Origin of the sequence: Streptomyces sp. NPDC086787 (genome assembly GCF_044745865.1) — a bacterium.
Lineage (GTDB): Bacteria > Actinomycetota > Actinomycetes > Streptomycetales > Streptomycetaceae > Streptomyces.
In genome coordinates this window covers 1-14,882 of record NZ_JBIVBC010000035.1, presented here as the reverse complement: position 1 = coordinate 14,882, position 14,882 = coordinate 1, and the positions used below count along the sequence as shown (strand labels likewise).

Here is a 14,882-nt window from a genome sequence, read left to right as displayed (position 1 = left end):
AAGAACCCAAGCCGTTCATCTGGACCAAGACCGCCGAAGAGATCCTCGACTCCCTCGCCCGCTTCTGCCGACGGATCTCTGGCGCAGGACACTAGTACTGCAACGGTGTCTACCTTGGCTGCTGACCAGTTCGGTCGTTGGTGTGGTTATGGGTGGGGACCTTACTGATGTGCGTGTGCGGGCGAGTGAGTTGGATGCGGTGCACGAGCTGTGCACCGGTTCAGCCGGTCGGAGCCGCGGGAGTCGGCGCTGGCCTATATGCGGGCCTCCGGCGTGGTCAAGTGACAGGGCATCAGGCCGTCCTGTGGGCGGAAGCCCAGTTCGAGGAGCGCGGCGAGGTCTTCAACATCTCCAACCTCATCAAGAACGACCAGAGCGCCGGAGAAGGGGAGTAGGTCATGGTCGATCCACTCGGGGACAGCCGGGACCGCGCGCTGGAGAAGGCGTTCACGTCGTGGCCGAGATCGTCCCACTTGCTGCCGTCGAAAACGGTGTGCAGCAGACGGCCGCCTGTCACACCAGCATCGCTATCGTCGTATTCGGCGTCCGCACTGTTAGGCGAGTGAACCAAGGGATCTCCCTTTCCGCCGCCCGGCCATGCGAAGCACCGGTCATGCACGCCCCTTCCAGTGGATCGCTGCAGCAGCCGCGTAGTCGCCGGCATGGGCGAATCCGCCGAGGACCACCAGGGCGTCCCCAGGGACCTGCCCGGACAGAACGGCATGGTCGAGGGTGATCGGCATCGCGGCCCCGAACAGGTTGCCGCAGCGATCGAAGGTGTCGGGGTGCCGCTCGGGCGGCAGTCCCAGAGCCTGACGCCAGGTGTCCAGAAACAGCCGGTTGGGCTGGTTGGTGATCAGCACGTCGATGTCGGTGCTGTCCTTGCCCAGGTCGCGGCAAAGCTCCCGGACCACCTCTGGTACCAGACGGTTTCCTCGCTCGAGGACTCTGGCGACGGCCTCCTGGGTGAAGCCGATGCGAGGCTGCGCCTCGCCTGCCTCCCAGTACTTACGGCCGTCGTCCCGGACCAGCTTCATCTCCCCTGCATGCTGGGGGAGATGACGTGTCCGCAGGCCGATTAAGGGAGAGCCGTGGGATCCGGTGGTGAGGTACGCCACGCCACAGCCGTCCCCGGGGATCGCGGCCTGCGCAAGACCGCGTACCCGGGCTTGCGTGAACAGTTGGCCGGCCGCCGTCTGAGCGTTGCAGATCAGGGCGGTTCGGGCGTCGGTGGTAGCGAGGATCTGCCGGGCGAGTTCAAGCAGGTGGACGAAGGAGGCGCAACCGCCGTTGGCTACGTCGAGCATCCATTGGGGATGCAGTCCCAGTCGGTGGGCGACTTCACCGGCGGCGCCGACAAAGGGGATGTCCGGCAGTTGGCTGTGCACCAGCAGGATGTCCACTGCCTGAATTGCTTCGCGCCCTTGGCGTTCCAGGAGCGGCTGCACCGCCTGCTCGATCAGGTCGACGTTGCTTTGGCCCGAGGTCACATGGTGCCGCGTAGAGGGGAGCTTGAACATCGGGCTGTCCCGGAGCCGGTCCTCTGCGCCGGGGTATCCGGTGAAGTATGCGGCTGCCACGGGGTCGCCCGGCAGGTAGCCGGTGACGTCGGCCAGGCATACGGTCGTGGCCGTCACTGTGCGACCGCCTCGGGCGCCGGCACGCTCACCGGAAGGCCGAGTCGGTGACGGTGTTCGAGGATCGCTTTGAGGTTGTCCATCTCAACGGTGTGACCTGCGTAGAAGAGGTCCCAGAAGTCGCCGACCCAGGGCCGGTCGGAGGCGGGCGCGAGATCGGGGCGTGGGTTTTCGTCGTAATAGGGGTGGCGGCAGTTGGTCCAGGTGATCACCGACCCCGCCCTGCCGAGGACTAGTCGAGCTGGCACGACACGCATGAGGTAGATCATCCACAGGGTCTCGCTCTGGTCCCAGGCGCAGTGGTAGTCCACTGTCATGGCCTGCGGGTTGGCCTCGACCCGGCAGAAGATCGGGGTTTCGGCGGCGAGCAGATCGCTGCCCTTCCACAGACCGGGGGTGGTTGTGGGTGCGAAGCCACGGAGGCTGAAGGTCCATTCCTCCAGGTGGTGTCCCTGCTTGAGATAGGTGTAGGTCTCCTGCGGCGGGCAGTCGACGTATTGCTGGATGGTGCAGTACTGCCCGTAGACCTGTTCATGGGAATACGCCGCATGGGTCATCTCCGTGCAGCGGGCTATGAGTTCTTCCTGGGCTGTGTTCTCCACCCGAGTCAGGCCGGGGATGTCAGCCAACATGGACGGTTTCAATTTCATGATCACTCTTTCGGTGATGAGAGGGTCCGTGAGCTGCAGTCAGGAAGGGAAGGAAGGGTGGGATCTCAGAGGGGTCGAAGTCCATGGCGACCAACGCCGGACCGCCGTCGGCCTGACCGGACAGCAATGCCTCGCGCAACTGGCCGGCGGTCTGCGCCCGTGTGGCCGGCAGGGCGGGAAACATCGCGGCTGTTCCGGCCGCGATGTCGGAGGAGCGGAATGTGTTGCCGCCGCGGGCGCCGCCCTGGAACAGGTCCTCCCTTGTGACACACATGGCATGTGCGTTGTTGTTGAAGATCACGAAGGTGACGGGGGCCGAGTGCTCCACCGCTGTGTGTACCTCCATGCCGTGCATGAAGAATGACCCGTCGCCGGCGAGTACATACGTACGCCGTCCGGTGGCGAGCGCGGCTCCGATTCCGGCACCGAAGGTGTAACCCATACCGCCCATCCCCGTCGCGACGACGAACCGGCCTCGCACAGGGGCGGGCAGCAGGTGAATCGCCGCTGCTCCGGCATTGCCCGCGTCGACGAACACATGAGCGTCGGGTGGCAGTACCGATGCGATCACCGACAGGGCGTCGGCGTAGACGGCCAGTCCGTCGCCGACCCGCCTGCTGGCAGGCAGCGGAACTGGACCCTGTTGTGGCGGGCTGTCCCGACGGCAGGCCCCCAGCCGGGTCGACAGCTCCCCTAACGTCTCACGCAGGCTGCCGAGCAGGGCGAGACCTGCGACGTAGGGGCGTTCGGGACCGACACAGATCACGGGGGTGTCGGCCAGCACGCCTTCCAGCCCGCCACGCGCCAGTACCGGCAACCGTGTTCCCACCAGCAGGCACAGGTCGGCGTCCCTCATCCGGTCGGTCACTCCGGGGTGGCCCATCACTCCCGCCACCCCGGCGAATGCGCGATGGCGGTTGTCGAACACGTCCTTGGCGTCTGGTGTGACCGCCACCCACGCCCCCAGCTGGCCGGCCAGGTGCGACAACTCCCGGCGCGCTCCAGCCGCAGCCACCCCTTCCCCGGCGACGATCAGTACCTGCCGAGCACGGCGCAGTAGTCCGGCGGCATGACCCAGTACCGAGGGCGGCGGCGCGACAGCGGGCGCAGGGGGCCCGACGGGGGTTCGCCGCACCGGGAAGGAGACCAGTGCCTGCTGGACGTCCTTGGGCAGCAGCAGGACAGCCGGCCCCTTCGGGTCGCGCTGGGCCACCGACACCGCTTCGGTCAGCACCTTGTCGAACGTCGCCGGATCGTCCACCCGGGCGCAGTAGCGGGAGACCGGTGCGAACACTGCACGGGCATCGAAGGTGCCCGCTGCTCCACTGGAGTCCTGGAAGGCGCCTCGGCCCTCCTGCTCCGTGTGCGGCTGTCCGACCAGCGCGAGCACCGGTATTCGCGAGGCATGCGCCTCTGCGAGGCCCGGCACGAGGTTCATGGCGCCGCCGCCGGAGGTGGCCGCCACCACTCCCAGCCGACCCGTCACTCGGGCGCAGCCGTCGGCCATGGTGACGGCGGAGAACTCGTGTTTTGCGACCACACCTCGCACCGCGTCCCCGGTGCCCCGGAGTGCGTCGTGGAGGTCCTCGATGTTTGCGCCGCCGACCCCGAACACGTACTGCACACCCAAGCGGGCCAGTTCCGCGGCAAGCCAGTCCACCAGGCGCGTCTGGGCGGTCATGACCTCCTCCCCGCGTGCGCATCGTCGACCATGAGCCCGGACGGCTTCAGGATCTGAAAGCGTTGCCGGTAGGCGCCGGGAGTAAGACCCATCGCCCGGCCAAAAGCACGGAGAAACGTCTCTATGCGAGGGAAGCCGCACCTGCGGGCCACCTCGCCGACGGGCAGATCAGTGCTCTCCAGCAGGTCCCTGGCCCGGGCGATCCGCATCCGCGTCACATACCGGCCAGGTGTCATGCCCACCTCGCGATGGAACACCCTGGCGAAGTTCCGGGGGCTCATACGGGCCCGTTCGGCGAGTTCCGGCACTGGCATCGGGTGCTCGACATGGGCACCCATCCACTCCTGCACTGCGCGGATCGGCGCCCGGTCCGCCAGCTGGGCGTCCAGTACGGCGCTGAACTGTGGCTGTCCGCCGTGCCGTTTGAAGAACAGCACCAGATAGCGAGCGATCTCCAGAGCCAGATCGGCCCCATGGTCGGCCTCCACCAATGCCAGCGCCATGTCGATGCCGGTGGATACCCCGGCCGAGGTGACGAACGGGCCGTCCCAGACGAAGATGGGGCCCGGATCGACCACGACCCGCGGATAGCGGCGCGCCATCTCACGGCAGTAGGCCCAGTGCGTGGTCGCCCGCCGCCCGTCCAGCAGCCCTGCCTCGGCGAGCAGGAAGGAACCTCCGCACACCGACGCCACCCGTCGCGACCTGCACGCGGCCCGGCCTATCCACTCCACCAGGGGTCGGTCCTCCAGAGCCTCGTACAGACTCCATCCCCCCGGCACCAGCAGTGTGTCCACCGGCCCCTCGCCCGCCTCCAGCGGGCAGGCGCCGATCTCCAGCCCCGCCGACGTCCGCACCAGTGGAGCATCGGCTGACACGCACTCGATCCGGTATCCCGCCCTGGGGTCCGGCAGGAACCGGTTCACGCTGTCGAAGACCTCGACCGGACCGGTGACGTCCAGCACCTGAACTCCGGAGTACACCACCACTACTACTCGTCGTAACACGGTCACATTCTGTGCCAGCGTTCGAAGTAGCCGCAATGACGTCATATTGACGTTTCCTGCCAAGGGCGTTGTGGAACGGACCGGGTGACGGCCTGGGTGGGGGACAGCGGTCATGGCACGCCGGATGCGCACAGGTCGTGTCCCGCCCCCTATGAGACATTGCCCGTGCCTCAGTGCCTGACGCTGCCGGGGATCTTGGACGCGGGCCGCTCAGGTGGGTCAGTGACCGGTGTGGGCGGTGCTGTGCAGCCGGCGCTGTCGCGGAACAAGCGCCGGACACGCAGGTCGACGACCACCGGGCGCCCGCCGACGCCGGCATCGGCCAAGCGCCGCCGGTAGCGACTGTGTACCCGCCGAGCCGGAGTACGCAGTCGGCACAAGGCGCGGCCGTGCCATCCCGGGTCCGGGTAACGACCAATACCTTTCCGTCCTCCACCCGCACCTGCTCCACCATCACCGCGGCCAGGTACGGAAAGAGCTGCTGCAACAATGCTTCACACGATCGCAGCGTCCTGCTGCCACGGCCGGCGCGTCACCGGCGTAGCGCAGCACAGGCCAAGCACCTCGACGGCGCGTGACGCTCCGTTGCCGCTTCACGAAAATCTTGGCTGAACCAGGACCTGAAACCCGGCAAGGGCCGGACATGGTCGAGGCGGGGCAGGACGCCGCTGGTCACAGTCACAGGCAAGGGGTCCGGCCGAGTCCTGATGGCCGGGATGGTCTGCGTCAGACCGGGCCGCGAAACCCGTCTGATCCACCGGACGCAGACGTACGGGGCCGTACCGGCGAGAAGAAGGGCTTCCGGGCCCGCGAGTTCGCGGACCTGCTGACCTCCACCCGCCGTCAGCTCGGCGATGCCCCACTGATCGTCGTGTGGGACGACGCCAGCACCCATCACGCCAATCCTCTGCGGGAGGTCTACGCGAACAGGTAGGGACTCCACCGGTCGACCAGCAGTGGGGAGGGCGGGTTCCACACCATCGAGGTGTAGGTGGTGGCGGGTACCGCGGTGAGGTTCGGATCGATCTCGAGCCCGATGTTCGGCATGTTGGTGGTCGGGAAGCCGTGGGAGACGTTCTCGCCTCTCTGGAAGACGTGGAAACCGAGCTGTCTCAGGCCCAGTACCCGGCCGCCGTAGAAGTCCACCTCGTTGCCGAAGTCGACCGCCTCACTGGGCGGGGTCAGCGAGGCGGACTTGTCCGCGACCTCGATGCCCAGGCTGCCCTGTCCGTAGGGCGGCCTCGCCGAGGGGCCCGTGACGCCGAACGAGCCGTACCGACCGTCCCTCAGGGCAGCGACGGGGGAACCGATGGTGTTCCGGGTGATCACGCCCCCCAGTGGTCCGGCTGGTCATTGTTTCCGCCCCCGGGTGTCGCCCCGGGCGCTCGGAGTTCTGGGCTTGCTGGGGTCAGTTCACGCAGTTGGTGACGGTGGCGGGGCTGAACAGGTGCTGTACTGGCCGGAAGCGAGGTTCCCGCTGACGACCGTGCCGTTCTGGAGCCTCAGGACCCCCGTCGAAGTGGCCGATGCCGGCGCCCTGACCCCTCGCCCCCACCAGTCTGTTGTTCGTGACCAGTGTGCCGTCCAACGTCGCCGTGTTCGCGGCACTGGTGCTGTCGAAGTTCACGGACACGCCGCCGGAAAAGGGCTGCCCTACTGAACGCGTGACCTTGTTGCCTGAGATGGTGGAGTCCTTGATGAGCGCCACACCGGCTGGGCCCCGCAGGGCGATGCCTCCGCCCTCCACGCTGGTGGTGTTGTCGAGGACATCGGCGTTCTGCAGAGTCAGCGCCCACGCTCCCGAACCACCTGTGGTTTTCACCCCCCCCACCGGTGTCGGCGGTGTTGTTGCCGATGACGGTGCGACTTCCCGTGGCATCGGTGGCGAGGCTGCCAGATGCGACGATGTCGACGCCGCCCCCACTGGTGTCGGCACGGTTGCCGGACACGGTGGTGCCGCGGAGTGTGGTGCCCCCGGTCTCGATTCCCCCGCCGCGCGCGGTGGCGCGGTTGTCGTTGATGAGGCCGCCGGTGAGGTCGGCGGTGCCGCCCGCGGCGACGGCGAGCCCGCCGCCGTTGATGGCGGTGTTGCCCTGCATTGCCAGGCCGGTGCCGGTGAGGGTGCCGCCGGTGTCGACGAGGATGCCGCCTCCGTCCGAGGCGGTCGAGCCGTTCATCACGGTGAGTGTGTCGGCGGTGAGGCTGTCGCCGGAGGCCACGGTGATCAGCCGGTAGAAGCTGGCGCCGGTGCGCTGGAGCGTGGCGTGGTTGCCGGTGATGGTGATGGTGTTGGTGATCGGGGGCAGGGCGTTCTGGCCGTCTCCGCTGTCGGCCGCGTACGGGTAGACGCAGTAGCTCGCGAGTGTGATGGTGCCCCCGCCGGCGTTGCCGTTGAGGGTGGTGCGGGCGTGCTGTGGGCGAAGGCTGCTGTCTGGGTGAGGGCTCGGTGGGCCGGCGAGGGGGTCAGGGTTCGGTGAGGGTGTCGAGTTGTGTGGCGAGTTCGGGGTGGGTGGCGGTCAGATGGGGACGGGTGGCGGCCAGCGGGCCGATGAGTGCGGCAGGGTCGTTGTGGGCGAGGGCTTCGTGGAGTTGGTCGAGTGGGCGGCGGGCGGCTGCGGGGAGGTCGGTGAGTGCGGTGATCTGGCCGGCGAGGCTGCGCAGTCCGGCTGCGTTGTGGCGGGCCCAGGCGGCGGTGGTGCGCGTCGCGGCGCGGGCCTGGCGGGTGGCGGTGACGCGTTGTTCGCCGGTGGTGCCTGCGGGGCCGGGGCGGCCGCGCAGGTAGCGGCGTTCGGCGGCCTGCCGGCTGGCGACGCCGAGGGGGTGGGCGAGGTCGGCCCAGCTGGCGCCCGCGTCGCGGGCGGTTTCGATCAGGCCGGTCTCCCATCCGGCGAGCTGCTCGCGTACCTGCCGCAGCAGCATCAGTGAGGCCAGTGCCTGCTCCGCGCCGGGGCCGGAGCCGGTGTCCGGGGCCTCGTCTTGGGCGTCGCGCAGCGCGTCATCTATGGCAGTCAGGGCCGCTGTGGCGGCGAGGAAGGACGCTGGGCTGTGGGCGTCGGTGCTGGTCGTGGGCGGCTGGTCGGCTGCGGTCACAGGCACCTCCTCAGGTCTGTCATCGACTCGACGACATCGTGTTTGTCATCCATTGGATGACATGTTACAACGGTGTCAGTGCAGCGCATTGGCAGCAACTGCCTACAACCCACTGGAGGTGTTTCACGATGTTGATGCGCACTGACCCCTTCCGTGAGCTGGACCGGCTGGCGCAGCAGCTGATGGGCCCGGGCACCTGGTCGAAGCCGTCGGCGATGCCGATGGACGCCTACCGCGAGGGCGACGAGTACGTGGTGGCCTTCGACCTTCCCGGCGTCCCGGCGGACGCGATCGACATCGACGTCGAGCGGAACATGCTGACCGTGAAGGCCGAGCGGCGGCCGGTGGCCAAGGCCGACGACGTGCAGATGGAGCTCTCGGAGCGGCCGCTGGGCGCCTTCTCCCGCCAGATCGTGCTCGCCGACACCCTCGACACCGAGCACATCCAGGCCGACTACGACGCGGGCGTACTCACCCTGCGCATCCCGATCGCCGAACGCGCCAAGCCCCGCAAGATCTCCATCGGCGTCGGCTCCGGCCGCAAGGAGATCTCCGGCTGACACCCGCCGGAGGCGGCGCGGAGGACGGGCACCTGGTCTCCCTGCTCATCCCGTCCTCCGCACCCCCTTCTTGGACAGTCGACGAGGAAACGGGGTGGCGGTGATGGTCTGGCGACGTGAAGCGTTCCTCGGCCAAGTGCGAGAACGCGGCGAGTACGAAACCCTGGAGGAAGCCGAGCGGGCAGCCCGCGTGGTCCTCGCCCTGCTCGGAGCCCATCTGGTCGGTGAGGTCCGAGCCCAGCTCGCAGCCCGCCTGCCGGAGGGCTTCGCCCTGATGCTTCTCAACCCGCTGCAGAGCGCCGAACCCCTGCCGCCGGAGCGGTTCGTGGCCGCGACCGCCGCGTGGATCGAAGGCGCCACCGCCCAGACCGCTGCCTGGGACGTCAGTGCCGTCCTCTCCACCGCTGCCGACGCAGCCGGCGACGACCTGCTCGGACAGATCCTGCTCCAGCTCCCGGCCGGCTACGACCTCCTCTTCGGCCGCCCACAGCCCACCTGATTCCCACCCCGGTGCCACATCTCCCGGGCACCCGTTTCTGGCTTCACGAAAGGCATGCAGCAGTGATCACCGACGTGCGCGTACCGCTTGAGCACCCGCAGCCGTACGGGACTGCGTACGAGCAGATGCTGGAGAAGGTCCGCTACGAGGGCGCCTACCCCACCCGCGAGCGGGCGGACGAAGCCGTCCGCCTCGTCCTGGGGGGTTTGGGACGCCAGCTCACCGGCGACGAGCGCGTGGATCTGGCCGCCCGCCTGCCTCTGGAGGCCGCCCGCGCGCTGACCGCGCAGATCCCCGACACCCAGCCGCTGACCGGCTGGGCGTTCGTCAAGGACCTCGCCGCCCGCTCCGGCGCCTCTCTGGCCACCACCCGGTGGGACACCGGATCCGTCTTCGCCGCCGTCAACGCCTACGCCGGCCCCGACCTGATCACCCGCATCCTGCACCAGCTCCCCACCGGCTACGCGCTGCTGTTCGGCCGCGCCGAACTCAATCCCGCCGCATGAACAAGGCCGTGCCCTGCCGGCGCCGGCAGCGTTGACAGGTGCCGCGTCCGTGCGCAGGTCGTACAAGACCCCACGGGACTCGCGCCATCAGCGGGCCCCGGTACCGCCCCCGGCGCCGGGGCCCGCTGCACGTTCGGGCACGCGGCGAAGCACCCGAGCAGAGGACCAGCTGCGAGCGCGACGGCGGCGGTGAGGACGACGCCCATCACGCCCACCGCATCCCGACCTTGGAGAGCTGCTCGATCCGCTCCGGGGAAAGTGTTGCGGCCCTGCTCCGCTGGTTCCCGATCCATGCACCGAGCCGGATCTGCCGCTCCTCCTGGTCCTCGTCGGCGATCGTCTCGATGTTTATCGACGCATACGACGTAAGTCTCCTTTGGCGCGGGTTCGCTGGATGACGCCACAGGGCATCGAACAGTCCGTACACGCAAGAGCAGGCCACAAGCCCTCTACTGGCTTCCTCTCACCTCGACGGGACGTAGAGCGCCTTGTGCTCTGTGGCTGGGAGGCCTACCGCGCCGCCACCGTCACGTACTCCGTCTTCTTCACCCGGCCGTGATGGGCGACGATCGTCACGGGGTAGCGGCCGGGCTTGAGATCTGAGCGGACGGTGGCCGTGCCGAAGAAGCGCGGGTCGTCGCCGTCGGCGCCCTTGCTGTCGTCGTGGCGGAGGTGGACCGTCCCGGTGAACGCCGGTGAGGTGGCGGTCAGCCGCGTCTCCTCGCCCGGGTCCGGGGACTCGTCGTGCCACATGACCGCGACCTGACGCCCGGCGCCGACCCGGAACCTGTGCGTGTCGCCCGAGTAGCCCTGGCTCGGGTCGTAGAACTCGGGGCCGTACGCCTTGCCCAGGTAGTCGCGGTCGCCGGGCCGGGACGCGCGGACCTTCAGGCGCTTCTCGGCGATGCGGTGGCCGTGCGGGCCGTACAGCACGAAGGTGTACGTGCCGTCCGCCAGGACGGGCTTGAGCTCCGGCCGCGCCGAGAAGGCCCGCGGGTTGTAGAAGTCCATATCCGGGTCGTGGACAAGACGCACGGGCCCGGGCAGGGCCGCGGACCGCACGGTGAAGTCGGTGCCCCGCTCACCGGGGTACAGGTCGTCGAAACCCACCCACACCGGCTCCCCGGGCCGAGTCACGTCCTGCGATGCCGACAGGGTGAAGGAGGGCCGCTGGGATCGTACGACCTGGATCCTGTCGTGGGCCACGTTGTGACCATGGACAGCGACCCTCAGCGGATACCAGCCGGGCTTGTCCGTCATCTTGAGGGTCGCCAGGGCCCAGTAGTGGTCGCCCTCCCATCGCAGCCGTACCGGCCCGCTCAACGCGGGCGACTGGGCGGTCACCGCGTCGCCGCCCTGCGCATGGCTGACGCCGTAGAGCATCATGTGGACCAGTTGCCCGGAGCGGGCATCGGTCTGGCCGTTGAGGATCAGATCGGGCTTGCCGCTGGGGGCCCCGGGACCGCCGGCGGCGGTGGATACGATCTTGTGCGCGGAGGCGCCCGTGCTCGGTGCCGCTCCGGCCGTGCTCGCCGCGGTGGCGCACCCGCACAGCATGAGACCGGCCGCTGTGACGGCCATGGCCCTGGACCAGTTCATCGTTCCCCCCGTAGGTCGGTCACCCATAAAGAGGCCGAAACCGCACTGCTGGTTACCTTCGCCGGCGAGAGAGACGCGAAATACGCCGCGAACAGCACGTCGGTCTCTCTCACCGGGGGCACAGTCAACGACAACCGCGCCACCGTCGACGGGGGCGGCGCGTACCTCGAACGACACCACCAGCAACCGGGGCGGCGGCATCCACAGTGAGGCCGGCGCACTCACCCTGAACAACACCCAGGTCACCGGGAACCAGTACCTCCAGTCCCGTGACCGTGATGGTGGACGCCTCCCATATCGACGCCAACAAAGTTGTTGTCGGTGTAGAGGCCGCCGCCCTGGGAGTAGCGGCCGGAGGCGAGGTTGCGGGTGAAGGTGGTGCCGTTCTGCAGCGTCAGCGTGGACGCTGTACCGGATCCGTCCGTTGCGATGCCCGCGCCCTGGCCGAAGGCGCCGACCAGTGACCGACGCTGAGGACGCCGTTTCACGAGTCGGCTTCGACATCCGGCTTTCACTCACCGGGGCACCGGGCGCAGACGCGGTCGGCACCAGCGCCGAACCAGCGGCCCGGCTCGGCGTCGACGAGGCAGGCGTGCCGAGGAACGAGGGCTCCGTCTGAAGCGGCAGAGGTCGCTGGTGTTGATCTTTTTGAGTGACGTGCGGTTTTACGTCTGGTGGGTCGCGAGCGTCGGATGCGCCGATGCGATTACGCCTTCTTCTCTGTGTATCCGCCGGGCCCCCTTGTTTTCCAGCTTGAGGGCTGGCGATCGCGTCTGTCGGGCCCCGCGGGAAGTGCTCGCCTCAAGACGGCCCTGGAGGAACACATATGAGCTCGATGAGCTTTCGATGTCTGCCGCGTGTTGTGTCACGGCCGCTGGTGGCCGCCGCGCTGGCGGCTGCGGCGGTGGCTTTCCCTGCAGCGGTATCCGCCAACGCGGCACCCATCACCTGCGGTGACATTGCCGGTCTGAAAACGGCGATCATGGCGGGCGGCACCATCGATCTGACCCCGTACTGCGTCTACGTCCTCACCGCAGCCGACAGTGGTGTGGACGGACTGCCGGCGGTCACCAACAACACCGTCATCAACGGCAACCACGCCACCATCCAGCGCGACCCCGCCCTCACCAGCGCAACCCCCTTCCGTATTCTGCGTATCGCTTCCGGCGGGAACCTCACCGTCAGCGATCTCACCGTCATGAACGGCCTCCTCACAGGCTTCGAGTTCGGGGGCGGCATCCTCGTGCAGAGCGGCGGGGCGCTGACCGCCACCAGCAACCTCACCATCCAGGGCAACAGAGTCCTTCGCCAGGGTGGAGGACTCCGGGTGGAGGGAAGCGGGGCGGCTGAACTCACCGCCAGCCTCATCAAAGACAACACCGCCAACTCGATCAGTGGTGGCCTGGGTGGCGGTATTGACAGCAGCGGGAATCTGAAGCTTCACGGGACTGTTGTGTCCTCCAACAGGGCGGGCGAGTACGGAGGCGGCATTTACAAAAATGGCGTCGGCCGACTCGGCATCGATCAGAACAGCGTCATCACCAACAACCGCGCCACAGGTGCCGGCGCCGACGACGGCGGAGGAGGCGGGATCCTCGCCTTCGGGGGAGGATCGATCACTGACAGTGTTGTCACCAACAACACTGTCACCAATGGGCAAGGCGGCGGTGGCATCATCGCCGACTCGGGCATGCTCACGGTGACGCGTTCCATCATCAGTGGCAATACTCTCGCCTACAACATCACCCTCCCTACCCTCCCTGCCACCGGCGCCGGGATCCTGGCAGACGGCAACACCAGCAACGTGGTCCTGGACGGCAGTACCGTCACCGGTAACAAGATCGTCGGGGCGCGGGGGCGGGGTGCCGGGCTCGCCGCCACCCGCGGGACGATCACCCTGCAGAACACCAGCGGTGTGACCACCGTCAGCAACAACCTCGCTTCCGGTTCGTACTCGCAGGGCGGCGGCCTCTACACCGCGAGCGGCACCACCCTCAACGCCATCGGAGCTGTCATCACCGGGAACAAGGCCACAGGTACCGGCTCTCAGGGCGGGGGCATCTTCAACAATGGTGGGAGCCTCTCCCTGGACGGTGCGACTTCCGTCACCTCCAACACTGCTGCCACCGCGCCCGGGGGTATCTGGACCAGCGTCCCCTTCGCGACTACCGCCACTGTCACTGGCAATATTCCCACCAACTGCGCCGCAAGCCCCGCGACCGTCACTGGCTGTACCGGCTGAACCTCACCAGAACACCTGGATGCCCATGACGGAAGGGGAGTGTCCAATAGACGGCGGATCCGATGATCAAGGAGACGCCTGAATGAGCGAGACCATCACCCAGCACGGCGCCTCTGCTCGACGAACGCGATTGAGAGCGTGAACGCCCGCATCCGCAAGGCAGTGAGGGCCCGCGGCCGCTTCCCTACGGAGGCCGCCGCGTTGAAGTGCGTCTATATGGCGCTGATGAGCCTGGACCCGACCGGCAAGGGACGGTGCCGCCGGACAATGCGCTGGAAGGCACCGCTGAACGCCTTCCAGATCGCCTTCGACGGCCGCCTCACCCCCACCACCAGCCCCTGACCCTCAACCAACCAAGATCAGCCGTTGACTGGACACACCGCCTCCTGGGGCCGCCGCCACTGACCCCCGAGCGCGGGCGCGGAACTCTCTGGCCCCCACCGCACCCGCAACCCGGTGGTACACCCCCGCCACGGGCGCACCACCACCCCGCCGCCCGCCCGCCACCCGGGCGGCGGGCCTACGTGGAGGCCAGGGTGCCCGCAGTCGTGAAGACCGTGACCGCCGCGTGGGGGAGTTGTCTCATCTTGTTGACGCGCGTAGCGCACGTCCTCGCGGCTGCGGTTGTCTCATGAACGCATCTCCAACCCCCCACACTTGATGGAGACTTCATGCGCCGCGCCACCGTTCTCGGCCTGCCCGCTGCCGCCCTCCTCGCCACCGTCGTCAGCGCCGCCCCGGCCCTCGCGGAGCCGCCGGCGCCGCCGTCGACGGCGCCTGCCCGCACCGAACTCGCCGCGCTGACGGTTGCGGCCCCGCACTCGATGGACGGCTACTCCCGCGATGCGTTCGACATCTGGTCGAAGCAGACGGGCGGCTGCACGACCCGTCAGGCGGTCCTGGCCCGCGACGGCAAGGACGTCCACGACGAGGCGGACGGCTGCCAGCCGGAGTCCGGCTCCTGGTACTCCGCCTACGACGACAAGACCGTCACAGAAGTGGCCGACGCCACCATCGACCACATGGTCCCCCTCGCCGAAGCCTGGCGCTCCGGCGCCGACACCTGGATCGCCGACCAGCGCCGCGACTTCGGCAACGACATGACGGACCCGCAGCTGCTGATCGCTTCGGAGTCCTCCAACTCCTCGAAGTCCGACTCCGGCCCGGCGCAGTGGAAGCCGGCGAACGAGGCCTTCTGGTGCACGTACGGGAAGGACTACGTGCACGTCAAAGCCGTGTGGAAGCTGACCACCACCGACGACGAGAAGAAGGCCCTGCCCTCAGAGGGCATTTGATCTAGGCGTATTGCCCTGTATGCCCTAGTGTCCTGCGCCAGAGATCCGTCGGCAGAAGCGGGCGAGGGAGTCGAGGATCTCTTCGGCGGTCTTGGTCCAGATGAACGGCTTGGGTT

General features: G+C 68.2%; 15 protein-coding genes and 1 pseudogene. 8 read left to right on the top strand and 8 right to left on the bottom strand.

Annotated elements, in window-relative coordinates; translation table 11 throughout:
* Positions 1 to 611 precede the first annotated feature (611 nt).
* The 5 genes from ACIPK3_RS33775 to ACIPK3_RS33755 form a co-directional block, all read right to left on the bottom strand.
* Positions 612 to 1,637 (bottom strand): 3-oxoacyl-ACP synthase III family protein, encoded by a 1,026-nt coding sequence (locus ACIPK3_RS33775; protein WP_402575995.1) that lies wholly within the window; start codon positions 1,635 to 1,637, stop codon positions 612 to 614.
* On the bottom strand, positions 1,634 to 2,269 hold the full coding sequence (locus ACIPK3_RS33770) for an SRPBCC family protein (protein ID WP_402575993.1): 636 nt from the start codon (positions 2,267 to 2,269) through the stop codon (positions 1,634 to 1,636). The genes ACIPK3_RS33775 and ACIPK3_RS33770 overlap by 4 nt, the downstream gene beginning before the upstream one ends.
* Positions 2,259 to 3,968, bottom strand: a complete 1,710-nt coding sequence (locus tag ACIPK3_RS33765; RefSeq protein ID WP_402575991.1) for a thiamine pyrophosphate-binding protein — start codon at positions 3,966 to 3,968, stop codon at positions 2,259 to 2,261. The genes ACIPK3_RS33770 and ACIPK3_RS33765 overlap by 11 nt, the downstream gene beginning before the upstream one ends.
* The gene (locus tag ACIPK3_RS33760; RefSeq protein ID WP_402575989.1) at positions 3,965 to 4,975 is read right to left on the bottom strand and encodes a GlxA family transcriptional regulator; all 1,011 of its coding nucleotides are present in this window, start codon (positions 4,973 to 4,975) and stop codon (positions 3,965 to 3,967) included. The genes ACIPK3_RS33765 and ACIPK3_RS33760 overlap by 4 nt, the downstream gene beginning before the upstream one ends.
* Positions 4,976 to 5,893: 918 nt before the next feature.
* On the bottom strand, positions 5,894 to 6,304 hold the full coding sequence (locus tag ACIPK3_RS33755) for a hypothetical protein (RefSeq protein ID WP_402575987.1): 411 nt from the start codon (positions 6,302 to 6,304) through the stop codon (positions 5,894 to 5,896).
* Positions 6,305 to 6,543: 239 nt separating this feature from the next.
* On the opposite strand from ACIPK3_RS33755, the gene ACIPK3_RS33750 reads away from it, so the two are divergent.
* The gene (locus ACIPK3_RS33750; RefSeq protein WP_402575985.1) at positions 6,544 to 7,452 is read left to right on the top strand and encodes a hypothetical protein; all 909 of its coding nucleotides are present in this window, start codon (positions 6,544 to 6,546) and stop codon (positions 7,450 to 7,452) included.
* Here ACIPK3_RS33750 and ACIPK3_RS33745 read toward each other — a convergent pair.
* Positions 7,439 to 8,065: a type III effector protein gene (locus ACIPK3_RS33745; protein WP_402575983.1), complete on the bottom strand. Its 627-nt coding sequence runs from the start codon at positions 8,063 to 8,065 to the stop codon at positions 7,439 to 7,441. The genes ACIPK3_RS33750 and ACIPK3_RS33745 overlap by 14 nt on opposite strands.
* 128 nt (positions 8,066 to 8,193) lie before the next feature.
* Here ACIPK3_RS33745 and ACIPK3_RS33740 point away from each other — a divergent pair, with 128 nt between their 5' ends.
* From ACIPK3_RS33740 to ACIPK3_RS33730, 3 genes are all read left to right on the top strand, one after another.
* On the top strand, positions 8,194 to 8,625 hold the full coding sequence (locus ACIPK3_RS33740) for an Hsp20/alpha crystallin family protein (RefSeq protein ID WP_402575981.1): 432 nt from the start codon (positions 8,194 to 8,196) through the stop codon (positions 8,623 to 8,625).
* A gap of 103 nt (positions 8,626 to 8,728) precedes the next feature.
* Positions 8,729 to 9,124 carry a DUF2267 domain-containing protein gene (locus tag ACIPK3_RS33735; RefSeq protein ID WP_402575979.1) on the top strand — a complete coding sequence of 132 codons (396 nt, stop codon included), beginning with the start codon at positions 8,729 to 8,731 and terminating at the stop codon, positions 9,122 to 9,124.
* Between the two features lie 62 nt (positions 9,125 to 9,186).
* Positions 9,187 to 9,630 carry a DUF2267 domain-containing protein gene (locus ACIPK3_RS33730; RefSeq protein WP_402575977.1) on the top strand — a complete coding sequence of 148 codons (444 nt, stop codon included), beginning with the start codon at positions 9,187 to 9,189 and terminating at the stop codon, positions 9,628 to 9,630.
* A gap of 205 nt (positions 9,631 to 9,835) precedes the next feature.
* On the opposite strand, the gene ACIPK3_RS33725 is transcribed toward ACIPK3_RS33730, so the two are convergent.
* Together ACIPK3_RS33725 and ACIPK3_RS33720 are read right to left on the bottom strand one after the other, a co-directional pair.
* Positions 9,836 to 10,057 (bottom strand): helicase associated domain-containing protein, encoded by a 222-nt coding sequence (locus ACIPK3_RS33725; RefSeq protein WP_402575975.1) that lies wholly within the window; start codon positions 10,055 to 10,057, stop codon positions 9,836 to 9,838.
* A gap of 83 nt (positions 10,058 to 10,140) precedes the next feature.
* Entirely contained in the window at positions 10,141 to 11,229 is a 1,089-nt protein-coding gene (locus tag ACIPK3_RS33720) for a hypothetical protein (protein ID WP_402575973.1), read from the bottom strand.
* Positions 11,230 to 11,689: 460 nt separating this feature from the next.
* Between ACIPK3_RS33720 and ACIPK3_RS33715 the strand changes: the two genes are divergently transcribed.
* The 4 genes and pseudogenes from ACIPK3_RS33715 (at position 11,690) to ACIPK3_RS33700 (ending at position 14,766) form a co-directional block, all read left to right on the top strand.
* On the top strand, positions 11,690 to 11,848 hold the full coding sequence (locus ACIPK3_RS33715) for a hypothetical protein (RefSeq protein ID WP_402575971.1): 159 nt from the start codon (positions 11,690 to 11,692) through the stop codon (positions 11,846 to 11,848).
* A 207-nt stretch (positions 11,849 to 12,055) separates the two neighbouring features.
* The gene (locus ACIPK3_RS33710; protein WP_402575969.1) at positions 12,056 to 13,471 is read left to right on the top strand and encodes a hypothetical protein; all 1,416 of its coding nucleotides are present in this window, start codon (positions 12,056 to 12,058) and stop codon (positions 13,469 to 13,471) included.
* Positions 13,472 to 13,576: 105 nt separating this feature from the next.
* Positions 13,577 to 13,813, top strand: a pseudogene (locus tag ACIPK3_RS33705) (transposase); the annotation flags it as partial.
* 329 nt (positions 13,814 to 14,142) lie between these two features.
* Entirely contained in the window at positions 14,143 to 14,766 is a 624-nt protein-coding gene (locus tag ACIPK3_RS33700; RefSeq protein ID WP_402575967.1) for a DUF1524 domain-containing protein, read from the top strand.
* Positions 14,767 to 14,882: the final 116 nt, after the last annotated feature.

Coding starts and splice junctions, on each gene's coding strand:
- ACIPK3_RS33770 (WP_402575993.1), bottom strand. CDS start 2,269: ATGTTGGCTGACATCCCCGGCCTGACTCGGGTGGAGAACACAGCCCAG.
- ACIPK3_RS33765 (WP_402575991.1), bottom strand. CDS start 3,968: ATGACCGCCCAGACGCGCCTGGTGGACTGGCTTGCCGCGGAACTGGCC.
- ACIPK3_RS33740 (WP_402575981.1), top strand. CDS start 8,194: ATGTTGATGCGCACTGACCCCTTCCGTGAGCTGGACCGGCTGGCGCAG.
- ACIPK3_RS33735 (WP_402575979.1), top strand. CDS start 8,729: ATGGTCTGGCGACGTGAAGCGTTCCTCGGCCAAGTGCGAGAACGCGGC.
- ACIPK3_RS33720 (WP_402575973.1), bottom strand. CDS start 11,229: ATGAACTGGTCCAGGGCCATGGCCGTCACAGCGGCCGGTCTCATGCTG.
- ACIPK3_RS33710 (WP_402575969.1), top strand. CDS start 12,056: ATGAGCTCGATGAGCTTTCGATGTCTGCCGCGTGTTGTGTCACGGCCG.
- ACIPK3_RS33700 (WP_402575967.1), top strand. CDS start 14,143: ATGCGCCGCGCCACCGTTCTCGGCCTGCCCGCTGCCGCCCTCCTCGCC.